Annotated in this window: 16 protein-coding genes and 3 tRNA genes; 14 read left to right on the forward strand and 5 right to left on the reverse strand. The window is 69.3% G+C overall.

From position 1 onward, the window contains the following. The first annotated feature begins 133 nt into the window (after positions 1-133). The 4 genes from htpX to OG718_RS32110 are packed head-to-tail and all read left to right on the forward strand — an operon-like array spanning position 134 to position 3162. A complete protein-coding gene (gene htpX / locus OG718_RS32095) occupies positions 134-997 on the forward strand; it encodes a zinc metalloprotease HtpX (protein ID WP_143642886.1) in 864 nt (287 codons plus the stop codon). Beyond that, the gene (locus OG718_RS32100) at positions 994-1392 is read left to right on the forward strand and encodes a YccF domain-containing protein (RefSeq protein WP_143642885.1); all 399 of its coding nucleotides are present in this window, start codon (positions 994-996) and stop codon (positions 1390-1392) included. The genes htpX and OG718_RS32100 overlap by 4 nt, the downstream gene beginning before the upstream one ends. 12 nt (positions 1393-1404) lie before the next feature. Further along, positions 1405-2544, forward strand: a complete 1140-nt coding sequence (locus OG718_RS32105; protein WP_328845830.1) for a barstar family protein — start codon at positions 1405-1407, stop codon at positions 2542-2544. A gap of 51 nt (positions 2545-2595) precedes the next feature. After that, entirely contained in the window at positions 2596-3162 is a 567-nt protein-coding gene (locus OG718_RS32110) for an SMI1/KNR4 family protein (protein ID WP_328845831.1), read from the forward strand. Between the two features lie 197 nt (positions 3163-3359). Here the strand turns inward: OG718_RS32110 and OG718_RS32115 are convergent, their stop codons facing one another. Continuing rightward, positions 3360-4655 carry an APC family permease gene (locus OG718_RS32115; protein ID WP_328845832.1) on the reverse strand — a complete coding sequence of 432 codons (1296 nt, stop codon included), beginning with the start codon at positions 4653-4655 and terminating at the stop codon, positions 3360-3362. A 178-nt stretch (positions 4656-4833) separates the two neighbouring features. Between OG718_RS32115 and OG718_RS32120 the strand changes: the two genes are divergently transcribed. Then, a complete protein-coding gene (locus OG718_RS32120; protein ID WP_328845833.1) occupies positions 4834-5100 on the forward strand; it encodes a GlsB/YeaQ/YmgE family stress response membrane protein in 267 nt (88 codons plus the stop codon). Positions 5101-5200: 100 nt separating this feature from the next. Here OG718_RS32120 and OG718_RS32125 read toward each other — a convergent pair whose 3' ends face one another. Then, complete coding sequence (locus tag OG718_RS32125) at positions 5201-5689, reverse strand: YajQ family cyclic di-GMP-binding protein (RefSeq protein WP_143642880.1); 489 nt, start codon at positions 5687-5689, stop codon at positions 5201-5203. A gap of 202 nt (positions 5690-5891) precedes the next feature. Here OG718_RS32125 and OG718_RS32130 point away from each other — a divergent pair. Next, a tRNA-Tyr gene (locus OG718_RS32130) sits at positions 5892-5973 on the forward strand. A gap of 206 nt (positions 5974-6179) precedes the next feature. Further along, positions 6180-6392, forward strand: a complete 213-nt coding sequence (locus tag OG718_RS32135; RefSeq protein WP_055614634.1) for a hypothetical protein — start codon at positions 6180-6182, stop codon at positions 6390-6392. A 134-nt stretch (positions 6393-6526) separates the two neighbouring features. Here OG718_RS32135 and OG718_RS32140 read toward each other — a convergent pair whose 3' ends face one another. Together OG718_RS32140 and OG718_RS32145 are read right to left on the reverse strand one after the other, a co-directional pair. After that, positions 6527-6901, reverse strand: a complete 375-nt coding sequence (locus OG718_RS32140) for a nuclear transport factor 2 family protein (RefSeq protein WP_328845834.1) — start codon at positions 6899-6901, stop codon at positions 6527-6529. A gap of 67 nt (positions 6902-6968) precedes the next feature. Then, a complete protein-coding gene (locus OG718_RS32145) occupies positions 6969-7625 on the reverse strand; it encodes an NAD(P)H-binding protein (RefSeq protein WP_143642879.1) in 657 nt (218 codons plus the stop codon). Positions 7626-7732: 107 nt separating this feature from the next. Between OG718_RS32145 and OG718_RS32150 the strand changes: the two genes are divergently transcribed. After that, on the forward strand, positions 7733-8872 hold the full coding sequence (locus tag OG718_RS32150) for a hypothetical protein (protein WP_328845835.1): 1140 nt from the start codon (positions 7733-7735) through the stop codon (positions 8870-8872). A gap of 212 nt (positions 8873-9084) precedes the next feature. Here the strand turns inward: OG718_RS32150 and OG718_RS32155 are convergent, their stop codons facing one another. Beyond that, entirely contained in the window at positions 9085-10359 is a 1275-nt protein-coding gene (locus OG718_RS32155; protein WP_143642878.1) for an amidohydrolase family protein, read from the reverse strand. Positions 10360-10618: 259 nt separating this feature from the next. Between OG718_RS32155 and OG718_RS32160 the strand changes: the two genes are divergently transcribed. From OG718_RS32160 to OG718_RS32185, 6 genes are all read left to right on the forward strand, one after another. Beyond that, a tRNA-Thr gene (locus OG718_RS32160) sits at positions 10619-10691 on the forward strand. A gap of 46 nt (positions 10692-10737) precedes the next feature. Further along, positions 10738-10810, forward strand: a tRNA-Met gene (locus tag OG718_RS32165). Positions 10811-10906: 96 nt separating this feature from the next. Beyond that, complete coding sequence (rpmG, locus tag OG718_RS32170) at positions 10907-11071, forward strand: 50S ribosomal protein L33 (RefSeq protein WP_003948671.1); 165 nt, start codon at positions 10907-10909, stop codon at positions 11069-11071. 88 nt (positions 11072-11159) lie between these two features. Further along, on the forward strand, positions 11160-11612 hold the full coding sequence (locus OG718_RS32175; protein WP_143642877.1) for a MaoC family dehydratase N-terminal domain-containing protein: 453 nt from the start codon (positions 11160-11162) through the stop codon (positions 11610-11612). A 4-nt stretch (positions 11613-11616) separates the two neighbouring features. After that, positions 11617-12045, forward strand: coding sequence for a MaoC family dehydratase (locus tag OG718_RS32180; protein WP_306939445.1), 429 nt, complete (start codon positions 11617-11619; stop codon positions 12043-12045). Between the two features lie 161 nt (positions 12046-12206). Beyond that, a complete protein-coding gene (locus OG718_RS32185; protein WP_186001434.1) occupies positions 12207-12776 on the forward strand; it encodes a TetR/AcrR family transcriptional regulator in 570 nt (189 codons plus the stop codon). Positions 12777-12839: the final 63 nt, after the last annotated feature.

The raw sequence follows: 12839 nt of genomic DNA on the forward strand, positions 1-12839 counted from the left end.
ACAAGGGAACTAGTGCTTCCCGCCTGGCGTTGACCAGTACGGGAGGGTCCACTGGACCGTGGAGCCACGGACCAGTGACGTCAGAGATCGACAAGCAAAGGGTTCCCCTGCTGCACCACTTGGAGGGCGTACCGTGCACCGCCGGCACAACGGGCTAAGGACCGCCGTACTCCTCGGGGGACTGTCCGCACTCATCATCGGCATTGGCAGTTTCTTCGGGCGTATGGGCCTCGTCGTCGCACTCGTGATCGCGATCGGCACGAACGCGTACGCGTACTGGAACAGCGACAAAATGGCTCTACGCGCGATGCGCGCGCGCCCGGTGAGCGAGTTCGAGGCCCCGGCTCTGTACAAGATGGTCCGCGAGCTCTCCACACAGGCCCGCCAGCCCATGCCCCGGCTGTACATCTCCCCGACGGAGGCGCCGAACGCGTTCGCGACGGGCCGCAATCCGCGCAACGCCGCCGTGTGCTGCACCGAGGGCATCCTGCGCATCCTGAACGAGCGGGAGCTGCGCGGTGTCATCGGCCACGAACTGAGCCACGTCTACAACCGCGACATCCTGATCTCGTCCGTCGCGGGCGCCCTGGCCTCCGTCATCATGTTCCTGGTCAACTTCGCCTGGCTGATCCCGATCGGGCGATCCAACGACGACGACGGCCCCGGCATCCTCGGCATGCTGTTGATCATGATCCTGGGCCCGCTCGCCGCGTCCCTCATCCAGCTCGCCATCAGCCGCTCCAGGGAGTACGAGGCGGACGCGTCGGGCGCCCAGCTCACCGGCGACCCGCTGGCCCTCGCGAGCGCCCTGAGCAAGCTGGAGGCCGGCACGAAACAGCTTCCACTGCCTCCGGAGCCGCGTATCGAGACCGCAAGCCACATGATGATCGCCAACCCCTTCCGTCCGGGCCAGGGACTCTCCAAGATGTTCTCTACGCACCCGCCGATGGCGGAGCGCATCGCCCGGCTCGAACAGATGGCAGGTCGTAACCAGTGAAGACAATCCTGAACGTCATTTGGCTCGTCCTGAGCGGCTTCTGGCTGTTCCTCGGCTACATGTTCGCGGGCTTGCTGCTGTGCATCACGATCATCGGCATTCCGTTCGGCGTCGCGGCGTTCCGCATCGGCGCCTATGCGCTGTGGCCGTTCGGTCGGACAACGGTGGAGCGACGTGACGCGGGCGCGCCGTCCTTCATCGTCAACATCCTGTGGTTGATCCTCGCCGGCTGGTGGCTGGCCCTCGCCCACATCGTCACGGGCCTCCTCCAGTGCATCACGATCATCGGTATCCCTCTGGGCATCGCCAACTTCAAGCTGATCCCGGTCTCGCTGTTCCCCCTGGGACGCGAAATCGTGAGTACGGACCAGCCGTTCGCTTCGTCGGTCCGCTAGGGCGGCGCCGGAGTGCGGCGGCCGAAGTACGCCCTTGCGGCGTACGCCGCCGCGGACGAGGCCGACGAGATCTGGGCCCTGTGCGCGGACGCCGAGAACCTCTTCGGCGATCCGCCGCCTCCCGCGCGCGGGACGTACGAACTGATCGGCTGCACCCCCGAGGGGGACCTGGACAAGGCCCTCACGCGCGCGCGTGCCGACGGCTCGGCGCCCCTCGGCACCCTCACCCTGGAGATCCTCGACAAGGAGGGCGCACAGGTCGAGGAGTGGTCGCTGGAGGACGTACGCGTCCTCGGCGACCGCCCGTGCGCACGTGACCTGTCGCTCCGCGACATCACGATCGAGGCGAGCGAGTCCCCGGACAACCCGTACGACTATCCGCAGTGCCCGCCGCTCTCCCCGGGCTACCGGCTGCTCGGCGCACAGAGCGAACCATGGGGCGGCTGTCGGGACTTGGCGCACGTCCTCGACGGACAGCCGGAACTCGCCGAACCGTCCGTGCGGCTGCTCGGCTGCTCCCCACGCGGAGCGCTTCAAGCGGCCCTGGACGCGGGGGAGGAGGACCTCGGACACGCCAGGCTGATACGCCTCGACGAGTCCGGCCGCACCGTTCAGTCCGCCGTCGAGGGCGAACTCGTGGCATGGATCCCGTCCGCGCGCGGCCGTGGCCTGGTGGACCTCACGCTGGAACCCTGGTCGGAACGGCCCCCGACCGCGGCCGAGGAGGTCTGGGCGCTGTGGGACGGCGGTCGCCCCACCGAGCCCGGCCTCTGGGCCCGGTGCGGCGTGGAGGGGCGCCGCCACTGGCTGAGCTTGGCGCTGGACCATCACGAGTCGGGCAGGCTCGACGCGGAAACCGGCGGCACGTTTCACCTCGACGGCCGCCGCGTCACCGACCTGCCGGGTTTCTTCTGCGCGCTGGGCGAGGCGGTGAACGGGCCCGGAGGCTATTTCGGTTGGGGGCTGGACGCGCTCGCGGACTGCCTCTGCGGCCGCTGGGGAGCCCGGTGGCCCTTCACTCTCGTCTGGCACGACGCGGAGGTCGCCCGTACCTGCCTCGGCCTCGTACCGCGCACAGGTCAGCGGCCCTGGACATTCGAGGAACTCCTTGAATTCTTTGGGGAAAAGGGCATCGCCGTCCGTCTCGAATGAGGGTTATCCACAGGCTGCCCGGATGTCAGTGGCGCCCTGCATCATGAACGCATGACCGAGATCGAGCAGCTGCTGGCAAGTGTCTCCGCCGAGGCGCGCAACTCCCGGCCGTGGGGCTGGCCTTCGCTCCCCGAGCCGGTGGATGCGGCCACGCTCGCCCGCGCGGAGTCCACCCTGGGCTTCACCGTCCCGCCGCTGCTCGCCGCCCTCTATCTGCGGATAGGCGACGGAGGATTCGGCCCGGAGTACGGTCTGCTGCCCCTGCTCGACAGCCCGCCGTCCGGCGAGCCCGCCGTCGTCGCGCAGTACCTCACCCATCGCGAGAGCGGCCGCAAGGACCCCGAATGGCCCTGGCCCGAGGGCATCCTGCCGATATCCCACTGGGGCTGCGGCATGTACGCCTGCGTGGACTGCCGCACTCCCGACGCCACCGTCCTCCTCTTCGAGCCCAACGCGGACGAGGCCGACCACGCTTGGTACGTGGACGCCCCCACCCTCACGGCCTGGCTCCACACCTGGCTCGACGGCACGGGCTGGTACGACGAGTCCCACGACGGCGCGGATCTGCAGCCCTGGGGCGACTTCCGCATACGCACGGGGGCGGCGCGGGCTTCGTAGGGCAAGGTGCTTCGGCCTTCGAGTAGGGGGCGCCCCTTCAGGGACGCGGGGAACGGCGTGACCAGCCCCCGTGACCCGCACCTTCTCCACGCCCGCACCGCCCACATGCACACTCTGTACGGAGCCCTCAGTGCCCAGTGCCCAGTGCCCAGTGCCCAGTGCCCAGTGCCCAGTGCCCAGTGCCCAGTGCCCAGCGCTCAGCGCTCAGCGAGAGACAGCCGTCTCCTCACCCCGTACACGACCGCTCCCAACCCCAACACGCCCGCGCCCACAGTCACCGACACCCAGGGCAACGCGAAGGCCAAGATCGCACACCCCGCCAGCCCCACCACTGGCGCAACCCGCGACACGACCGTCGAGCTCAACGTCCAGGCGGCCGCGTTGGCGATCGCGTAGTACACCAGCACCCCGAAGGAGGAGAAGCCGATAGCGCCCCGCACATCCACCGTCGCGGCCACCGCGACGACCACCGCTCCGACGGCCAGCTCCGCCCGATGAGGCACCTGGAAACGCGGATGCACAGCGGCCAGCGCGCCCGGGAGATGCCGGTCGCGGGCCATCGCCAGCGTGGTCCGTGACACCCCCAGGATCAGCGCGAGAAGGGAGCCGAGCGCTGCCACGGCGGCGCCCACCCGTACGACCGGGACGAGTTCCGGCACACCCGCGGCGCGCACCGCGTCGACCAGTGGCGCCGTCGCCTGCCCGAGCCCGTTCGACCCCAGCACGGAGAGGACAGCCACCGCGACAGCCGCGTACACGACCAGCGCGATGCCCAGCGCGAGCGGGATCGCGCGCGGAATGGTGCGCGCCGGATCCCGCACCTCCTCACCGAGCGTCGCGATCCGCGCGTACCCGGCGAAGGCGAAGAACAGCAGGCCGGCCGCCTGGAGCACCCCGCCCACACCCCCGGAGACCCCCACGTCCAGTCGCCCGGCGTCGGAGTTCGCGGAGGTGAGAGACACGACGACCACGGAAGCGAGGATCCCGAGGACCACAGCCACGATCACCCGTGTCAGCCACGCGGATTTCTGGACACCGCCGTAGTTCACCGCGGTCAGCATCACCACGGCCCCGACGGCCACGGCGTGCTCCTGCCCCGGCCAGACGTACGCGCCCACGGTGAGCGCCATCGCCGCACACGAGGAGGTCTTGCCGACGACGAACGACCAGCCCGCCAGATACCCCCAGAACTCCCCGAGCCGCTCCCGCCCGTACACATACGTCCCGCCCGACGCGGGATAGCGGGCGGCGAGGCGCGCCGACGCCGTCGCGTTGCAGTAGGCGACGACGGCGGCGATGCCCAGGCCGAGGAGAAGCCCGGACCCGGCGGCCCGCGCCGCGGGCCCCAGGGCGGCGAAGATTCCCGCACCGACCATCGAGCCGAGGCCGATGACAACGGCGTCGCCGACGCCGAGCGTTCGCTTCAGCTCAGCCGTGCGCTGCGGCGCTCCGGGCTGGGCCGAGCCGGTTCGGCCGGGATCGGACTGTGCCATGGATCGCACCCTACTGATCAGTGCAACCGGTTACCGCCGCGCCGACGTCCTCCCCACCAACAGCAAACGAACAAGCGAGCAAACAAGCGCGCGAGCGGCGACACCAGAGCGGCATGAACACAGCCTGGCCGGAGCAAGATCACAGCACAGGCACAGCACGGAGAGGCAGGTTCACGGCATGGGCATCATCAGCTGGATCATCCTGGGGCTGTTGGCCGGCGCCATCGCCAAATTCCTGCTGCCGGGCCGTGACCCCGGCGGCTTCATCGGTACGACGCTGATAGGCGTCGCGGGCGCGTTCATCGGCGGCTGGATATCGGCCCGTTGGCTGGACCACCCGGTCGCCAAGGACTTCTACGACGGTGCCACCTGGGCCGCGGCGATCGGCGGCTCGCTCGTCCTGCTGGTCGTCTACCGCCTCCTGTTCGGCAACTCGCGCAACTGAGCGCGCGCCCCTGAGACCGCGGCCAGCAGGCGAGAAGGGTGGGCACCGACGGTGCCCACCCTTCCTCGTGCCGCCTTACGTACGCGCAACGAGCACGCGGTCACCGGTAGTTGACGAACTGCAACGCGAAGTCGAAGTCCTGGCCCTTCAGCAGCGTCTGTACGGCCTGCAGGTCGTCACGGCTCTTCGAGCTGACCCGCAGCTCGTCGCCCTGCACCTGTGCCTTCACGCCCTTCGGGCCCTCATCACGAATGATCTTCGCCACCTTCTTCGCGTTCTCCTGGGAGATGCCTTCCTCGATCGAGGCGAAGATCTTGTACTCCTTGCCGGAGAGCTGGGGCTCACCGGCGTCCAGCGCCTTCAGCGAGATGCCCCGCTTGACCAGCTTGGACTGGAAGACGTCGAGGATGGCCTTGACCCGCTCCTCGGAGTTCGCCTCCATAAGGATCTTCTCGCCGGACCAGGAGATGGAGGCGCCGACGTTCTTGAAGTCGTAGCGCTGCGAGATCTCCTTGCCGGCCTGGTTGAGGGCGTTGTCGACCTCCTGCCGCTCGACCTTCGAGACGATGTCGAAACTGGAGTCGGCCATGTCCTGTGGCTCCTTGTATCGGGGTGCGTAGTGGCGGCCGTCGAGCACCGCATCGGTCCCGTGCCGCATCCGCATAAGCCTAGCCACCCGCTCCCCTCCGAGCGCCGATCAATCGGGTGGCGAAGCACCCCCGAGCATCGGGTATCGTTTACGTCGTTGCCACGGAGCGCCGCCGAATAGCGGTTCGAATGGCAGCGACCCCGGCGGTGTGCCCGAGCGGCCAAAGGGAGCAGACTGTAAATCTGCCGGCTCAGCCTTCCCAGGTTCGAATCCTGGCGCCGCCACGCTGAGAGAAACCCCCTCCGAACTGCGTCTGCGCAGGTCGGAGGGGGTTTCTGCGTGTCAGGGGTGATCCGTGCGCGGGGGCGAGCGCGGGCCTTGGACGCTGTCCCATTCGCGGGGCCGCTGTCCCTTTCGCCAGCAGGGTGGCGGCCGATTCCTGGGCCGGGGCCTCCCGGGCCTTCCACCGCTTCCTTCGTACCCTGAGTCCATGTCCTCACGTCGCAGGAACTGCCCCGAGTGCCGTCGCGAGATTGCCGTTGTCGCGGGACGGTTCGCCAGGCACGACCCGCCGGGGGCGCGGGGGAGCGGGGAACTCGTGTCGTGTCCCGGATCGCGCAGGCAGGCGGAGCTGGGCGCGGCGCAGCCGGCGCTGGACGGGTATGTCGTCGCGGAGTTCCCCGGTCAGCTGCCGCTCTTCTGACCCGCGCTGCGCGCTCGCTGCCCGCGCCCGCCAACCTCGCAACCCCTGGCTGCCCCGCCCGCAGCCTCTGGTTGACCCCGTAGTCCGTGCTGCCCCGCTGATTCCCGCGTCCCGTGCTGCCCCGCCCCGGCGGTTCAGGGTCGGCGTACGTCCATCCGGCTCACCAGTCCGTCCGCTCCGAAGGCGTACACGTGCTCGACCGGCTCCTCCGCCCAGTGCTCGCCCGTGGCGTCTTGCAGCCCGGGTCTCACCAGGGCGACCACGCGTCGCCCGTCCTCGTCGAGGCGCAGCCCCTCCAGGCGTACGAGGGGGTGTGCGGCTGCGAACTGCGCTGCCCAGTAGGCGCGTACCGCCTCGTGGCCGTGCAGGCGGACCCCGTCGGCGACGTTCGGCCAGTTCACGTCGGGCGCCAGGCAGTGGGGGATGAACGCGTCGCGATCGGCGGTGTTGAAGACGTCGTACATCTTCCGCAGCAGGGCCTCCTGATCTGCGGGTACCTCAACGGGCACGGAATCTCCCCCTCTCGTGCGGAGGGGGCGGCCGATCACCACCCCACGCCCGCGTGCGTGCTCCCGGTCAGTTCCCGGCCACCGACTTCACCGCCACGGACACCGGCGCCGACCCGCTGATCAGCTCCAGAGTCAGTCCGGCCGTCGCCGGAGTGTCCACCAGTTCCGCGAGCACCGCCGCGACGTCGTCGCGCGGGATGGGGCCGCGCCCTGTGGCGGCCTCCAGGCGTACGAGACCGGTGCCGGCGTCGCTCGTCAGCATCCCGGGACGCAGGATCGTCCAGTCCAGGCCCCGGTGAGCGCGTACGTACGCGTCGGCCTCGCCCTTGGCGCGCAGATACGCGTCGAAGACGTCGTCCCCGGGATGCTCCGGGTCCGCGCCCATCGACGACACGACCACATGCCGGCGCACCCCGGCCCGGGCGGCCGCGTCCGCGAAGAGCACGGCGGCGCCCCGGTCCACGGTGTTCTTGCGGTCCACCCCGCTGCCCGGGCCCGCGCCCGCCGCGAAGACGGCGGCGTCCGCGCCCTCCATGTGCGTGGCGACCTCCTCCACCGAAGCCGACTCCAGATCGCAGACCACCGGCTCGGCGCCGGCCGCCCGCAGATCCTCGCCCTGCTCGGCGCGGCGGATGATCCCCGCCACCTCGTCACCGCGCGCGGTGAGCAGCCGCTCCAACCGCAGCGCGATCTGACCATGACCTCCAGCGATGACAATGCGCATGTTTCCGACCGTACGCCCGGACGACCCCACTCGCCGCACAACCCTGTGGATAACTCGTGGGTCTCATGAACGATCACTGTGTACGAGGGGGGACGCCGCGAGGCGTCATGAAGGAGACCGTCATCACCACCACACGCGAGAGCCTCGCGATGCGCAAGAGCCCTGCCACGCGCAACCGCCCTGCCCTGCGCAAGACCCTCACCGCGGCCGCCTGCACCACGGCTCTGCTCGCCGGCGTGGCCGCCTGCGGCACGGTCGAGAACCTCACCGCCGGTCAGAAGGTCGACCGCGCCTTCGAAGGGCTCGGTGAAAAGAAGTCGCTGGCCTTCGAGTTGGGGCTCGACGCCAAGCCCTCCGCCCTCACGAAGCTGGCCGGAGAGGCGGAGCCCGGCGAGGAGTTGCCGCCAGAGCTCGCCGAACTCCTCACCGGGGTGCGGATCAAGGTGTCCGTCGAGTCGAGGAAACCGCTCGCCGACTCGGGTGAGAAGGATCTCGTCGGTACGGGGGTGAAGATCTCTGGGCCCGACGGCGTTCTGGCCGAATACCGCCTCGTCGGCGACTACACGTACTACCGCGCCGACATGAAGGCGCTCGGCGAGGCCATGGGCTTCCCACTGCCGTCGGCCGACGAACTCCCCGAGAGCGAGAAGGAGCTCAAGAAGGTCCTTGAGGGCGAGTGGGCCAAGGTCGACACCAGCGAGCTCGACCGGGCAGGGAAGGGCGCCCCGGGCTCCGAGAAGGGCGACAAGGCCGGCAAGGGTGGCAAGGACGATCAACCCGGCGGGCCCGACGAGATCGACACCAAGACCCAGCAGAAGATCCTCAAGGCCGTACGCGGAGCCGTCGCCCGCGAGGTCACCTTCAGCAACGAGGGAGGCAGCGACGGCGTCGAACGGATCGTCGCCAAGGCCTCGTTCCGCGAACTGCTCACCGGTGTCCTCGACAAGCTCCGGCCCCTGGCCGACGACCTTCCGGCGGGCGCCGAACTGCCCACCGACGCGGACCTCAAGGACGCCCCGGACAAGAAGATCGCCGTCAACTTCTCCCTGAAGAACGGCGACTTGACCCGTGTCTCCGTAGACCTCGCCGCCCTCGCGGACGGTCCGAAGGGCACCCGGGTTCCTCTGGTGGTCAAGTTCGGCGAGGCGGGCGACGTCAGCGCCCCGTCCGGTGCCACCGAGATACCCGCTGACGGGTTCGGAGGACCGGGTAACCCGTTCACCGGGGGGATTCTGGGCGGCTTCTGACGGCCTGTCCGGTATTCGACGGTCACGGGTAGCCCGACGGCGATGGGTAATCCGACGGCCACGGCCACCGGTGGGCGTACTTCAAAAGCACCAGCACGCGCGCGTGGAGCCCAAACAGACCTCCACGCGCGGGTGCCCGCGCCAAGAGCCCACCCCCGCCTCAGGGCACCTCTCAGAACACCCAGGCCTCACACCCTCAGAACACCCAAGCCTCACGACGGCTCCTCCGCGCGCCCCGTCCGCCCCTGCCGAGGCAGGTCCAACGCCACGGTCACAGCCGAGTTGCAGTACTCCCGCACCGCACTCGTCCGCGCCACCACCCGCCCCCGATGCACCACGATCCGGCTGTACGCCAGGGACAGCGCCGCGTCGAGCCGGTCCCCGCGCACCGCGAGCAACTCCGCCGGAAACCCGGCCTCCACCCGCACCTCGGGCAGTCCCAGAGCAGCCCGCGCCGACGAACTCACCGCGTCGTAGGCGTCCCCGGCCCGCAGCCCGTACCGCGAGGCCAGCAGATACGCCGCCTCCAGTGGGTCCCCGCGCCCAACGGGATTCGACACGTCCCTGAGGGCGCCGCTGCCGGCCGCCACGCGTACTCCGGCCGTACGCAGCAGCCGTACCGGAGCCGTTCCGCGGCGGTCCACGCCCGAGCAGCCGCCCTGGGGCAGACAGACCACGCTCACGCCGGCCGCGGCGAGTTGGTCCGCCGCCCGCGAGGCGACCTCGGAGGGCAGCCGCCCAAGTCCGCCGCACGGGCCGAGCGTCACCCCCGGCCGCAGTCCGCCGGCCATCGCCGCGAGCCGTGCGAGCCGCGCCGGGTCGTCACCGTCCGTGTGCAGATCGACCGGGCAGCCGTGCTCCGAGGCGACCTCCAGGACCGCCTCCACATATCCCGTCGGATCAGGGTCCAAATCTGGACAACCACCCACTACGGAGGCGCCCATTTTCACCGCGTCCCGCAGTATCGCCAGCCCGTCGGCCCCGGCGAGCCCGGTCAGTACCCGCGGCATCGCCACCACCGTCAACTCGGCAAGCCCTCGCAGCGCGCGCCGTGCCTGGAGCACCGCGGCCATCGAGCCCAGCCCCTGCACATCGCCCACGCGCACGTGCGAGCGCAGGACCGTGGCCCCGTGCCCGAGCTGGAGCAACGCGGCCTCGGTCGTACGGCGCTGGACCTCCTGGGCCTCGTACGACACCGGTCCGTCGCCGTCGGCCGACAGGGCCGTGTCCCCGTGTGCGTGGGGCTCGGCCGGGGCCGGCAGGAGCAGATAGCCGGCGAGGTCCACGCGCGCGCTGTGCGCGGTGAGGCTGCCCGCCGTGCCGACCGCCTCGATGCGTCCGCCGCCCAGCCTTACGTCCACGGTCCGGCCGTCGGTGAGCCGCGCACCGCAGAGCAGCAGGTCGGAGCCGTCGCTCCGGCCGGAAGAACCCGAGGAGCCCGACGAGGACGAGGAGGAGTGGGGCTGCTGCGGCTGACTGTCGGGCATCGCGCTCCTGGGGCTCGGCGGCGGCTGCGAAAGAGGGACAGGCGGCTGCGAAGGAGGGGCACAAGATCACGCAGCGTGAGTCGAGCCTAGGGTGGCGACCGGCGCGCATCGAGGAGGAGCGGAATAGTCGTACCGGTGTGGTCCGTCGTGCGGGAGGGGTGTGTGAAACGCCCTGCGAGCGGCCGGGAACGGGCCGGGGCAGGTGCCGCGAAACGGATTTGGGCGTTCGGTGGCCGAGCGTGTAATGTCTTCATCGCTCGCCCCAATAGCTCAGTCGGTAGAGCGTCTCCATGGTAAGGAGAAGGTCTACGGTTCGATTCCGTATTGGGGCTCTGGTGTGGGAGGTTCCCGTCGCAAGGCGGGAACTGATCACATCACAGCGGTGTAGCTCAGTCGGTAGAGCAAGCGGCTCATAATCGCTGTGTCACCGGTTCAAGTCCGGTCACCGCTACTGACAGTAGCCGATTGTGGGGTCGGTCCTTCGATCGGCTACTCTTCTGTGTGTTAATGCGCCAATCGTCCCATCCGTTCGTCAAGGAGCACTCCTGTGGCTGCCACCGACGTCCGCCCGAAGATCACGCTGGCCTGCGTGGAGTGCAAGGAGCGGAACTACATCACCAAGAAGAACCGGCGTAACAACCCGGACCGACTGGAGATGAAGAAGCACTGCCCGCGTTGCAATGCGCACACCGCGCACCGCGAAACGCGATAAATCAGGCTCGTACACGAGGCCGTCCCCTGAAGTCGGGGGGCGGCCTCGCGTCGTTACACCCAGCTGCGAACCAGGAGGTGCCGGGCCCATGGCGCTCGACCAGTCCTTCGTGGGGCGGTCCTATCCGCCCACCGAGCCCTATGAGGTCGGCCGGGAGAAGATCCGCGAATTCGCGGAGGCGGTGGGCGACACCAATCCCGCGTACACGGACCCGGAGGCCGCCAAGGCTTTCGGTCACGCCGATGTGATCGCCCCGCCGACCTTCGTGTTCACCATCACGTTCAAGGCGGCGGGACAGGTCGTCCAGGACCCCCAACTGGGGCTCGACTACAGCCGTGTGGTGCACGGCGACCAGAAGTTCGTCCACCGCCGCCCGGTGCGTGCGGGCGACCGGCTCACGGTCACCTCCACCATCGAGGCGATCAAGTCGCTGGCGGGCAACGACATCCTGGACATCCGCGGCGAGGTCCACGACGAGGCGGGCGAGCACGTGGTGACCGCCTGGACCAAGCTCGTGGCCCGCGCGGCCGAGGGGGCGTGAACAGATGACGGCGAAGATCTCGTACGACGACGTCGAGGTCGGCACCGAACTGCCGGCCCAGACCTTCGGCGTGACGCGCGCCATGCTCGTGCAGTACGCGGGCGCCTCGGGGGACTTCAACCCGATCCACTGGAACGAGAAGTTCGCCAAGGAGGTCGGCCTCCCGGACGTCATCGCGCACGGCATGTTCACCATGGCCGAGGCGGTCCGGGTCGTCACCGACTGGACCGGCGACCCGGGCGCGGTCGTCGAGTACGGCGTCCGCTTCACCAAGCCGGTCGTCGTCCCGAACGACGACCAGGGCGCCACGATCGAGGTCAGCGGCAAGGTCGCGGCCAAGCTCGACGACAACACCGTCCGCGTCGACCTCGTCGCGATGAGCGCGGGCCAGAAGGTCCTTGGCATGTCGCGGGCCGTCGTACGCCTGGCCTGACGGGGCGGGGCTCGGCAGGAGTGCGAGGAGCGCGAGGAGTGCGAGTAAGGGGCGTCCGCCATTGCGGGCGCCCCTTACTGCTTTGCTCCCTGCGCCACTTGCTTCCTCTCTCCTCATCCCACCCCTTGACGTAGTTAGTGATTGAGTACTAACTTTCTCGTATGGTCAGGATGAGCGCAGACGAGAGGCGCGAGAGCGTCATCCGCGCGGCGATGAGCGAGTTCTCCCGGGGCGGCTACTACGGCACGTCCACCGAGGCGATCGCCAAGCGTGTGGGTGTCTCGCAGCCGTACCTCTTCCGGCTCTTCCCGGGCAAGAAGGCGATCTTCCTCGCGGCGGCCGAGCGGTGCATGGAGGAGACCATGCGCACCTTCGCCGACGCCTCCAAGGGACTGGAGGGAGAAGAAGCCCTGCACTCCATGGCGAACGCCTACACCAGGGTCATCGCCGAGAATCCCGAACAGCTGCTCATGCAGATGCAGATGTACGTCGCGGTGGCGGCCGCCGAGCAGACCGGTGACCACGAACTGGGCGAGGCGGTGCGGGCGGGCTGGATGCGCCTGTGGGACACCGTCCATCTGCCGCTCGGTGCCGATGTCGACGAGACCACGACCTTCATGGCGTACGGAATGCTCGTCAACTGCCTGGTGGTCATGGGATTTCCGCCCGAGCACCGGGTCTGGGAGGGGCTCTACCCCTCGGCCAGGATCAATGGCCGGCTCGAGCACTGAACCAAGGGTGGCGGAGATTGCCGCCCTTTCATGCCCGTGAAAGTTAGTCAGCAATAACTAATT

It is taken from the genome of Streptomyces sp. NBC_00258 (assembly GCF_036182465.1).
GTDB lineage: Bacteria > Actinomycetota > Actinomycetes > Streptomycetales > Streptomycetaceae > Streptomyces.

Bases quoted from the DNA above. Each gene is read 5' to 3' on its own strand.
- OG718_RS32120 (WP_328845833.1), top strand. From the start codon at position 4,834: ATGGGCATCATCAGCTGGATCATCCTGGGGCTGTTGGCCGGCGCCATC.
- OG718_RS32110 (WP_328845831.1), top strand. From the start codon at position 2,596: ATGACCGAGATCGAGCAGCTGCTGGCAAGTGTCTCCGCCGAGGCGCGC.
- OG718_RS32125 (WP_143642880.1), bottom strand. From the start codon at position 5,689: ATGGCCGACTCCAGTTTCGACATCGTCTCGAAGGTCGAGCGGCAGGAG.
- OG718_RS32135 (WP_055614634.1), top strand. From the start codon at position 6,180: ATGTCCTCACGTCGCAGGAACTGCCCCGAGTGCCGTCGCGAGATTGCC.
- OG718_RS32180 (WP_306939445.1), top strand. From the start codon at position 11,617: ATGACGGCGAAGATCTCGTACGACGACGTCGAGGTCGGCACCGAACTG.
- OG718_RS32150 (WP_328845835.1), top strand. From the start codon at position 7,733: ATGAAGGAGACCGTCATCACCACCACACGCGAGAGCCTCGCGATGCGC.
- OG718_RS32115 (WP_328845832.1), bottom strand. From the start codon at position 4,655: ATGGCACAGTCCGATCCCGGCCGAACCGGCTCGGCCCAGCCCGGAGCG.
- OG718_RS32145 (WP_143642879.1), bottom strand. From the start codon at position 7,625: ATGCGCATTGTCATCGCTGGAGGTCATGGTCAGATCGCGCTGCGGTTG.
- OG718_RS32185 (WP_186001434.1), top strand. From the start codon at position 12,207: ATGGTCAGGATGAGCGCAGACGAGAGGCGCGAGAGCGTCATCCGCGCG.
- OG718_RS32175 (WP_143642877.1), top strand. From the start codon at position 11,160: ATGGCGCTCGACCAGTCCTTCGTGGGGCGGTCCTATCCGCCCACCGAG.
- OG718_RS32155 (WP_143642878.1), bottom strand. From the start codon at position 10,359: ATGCCCGACAGTCAGCCGCAGCAGCCCCACTCCTCCTCGTCCTCGTCG.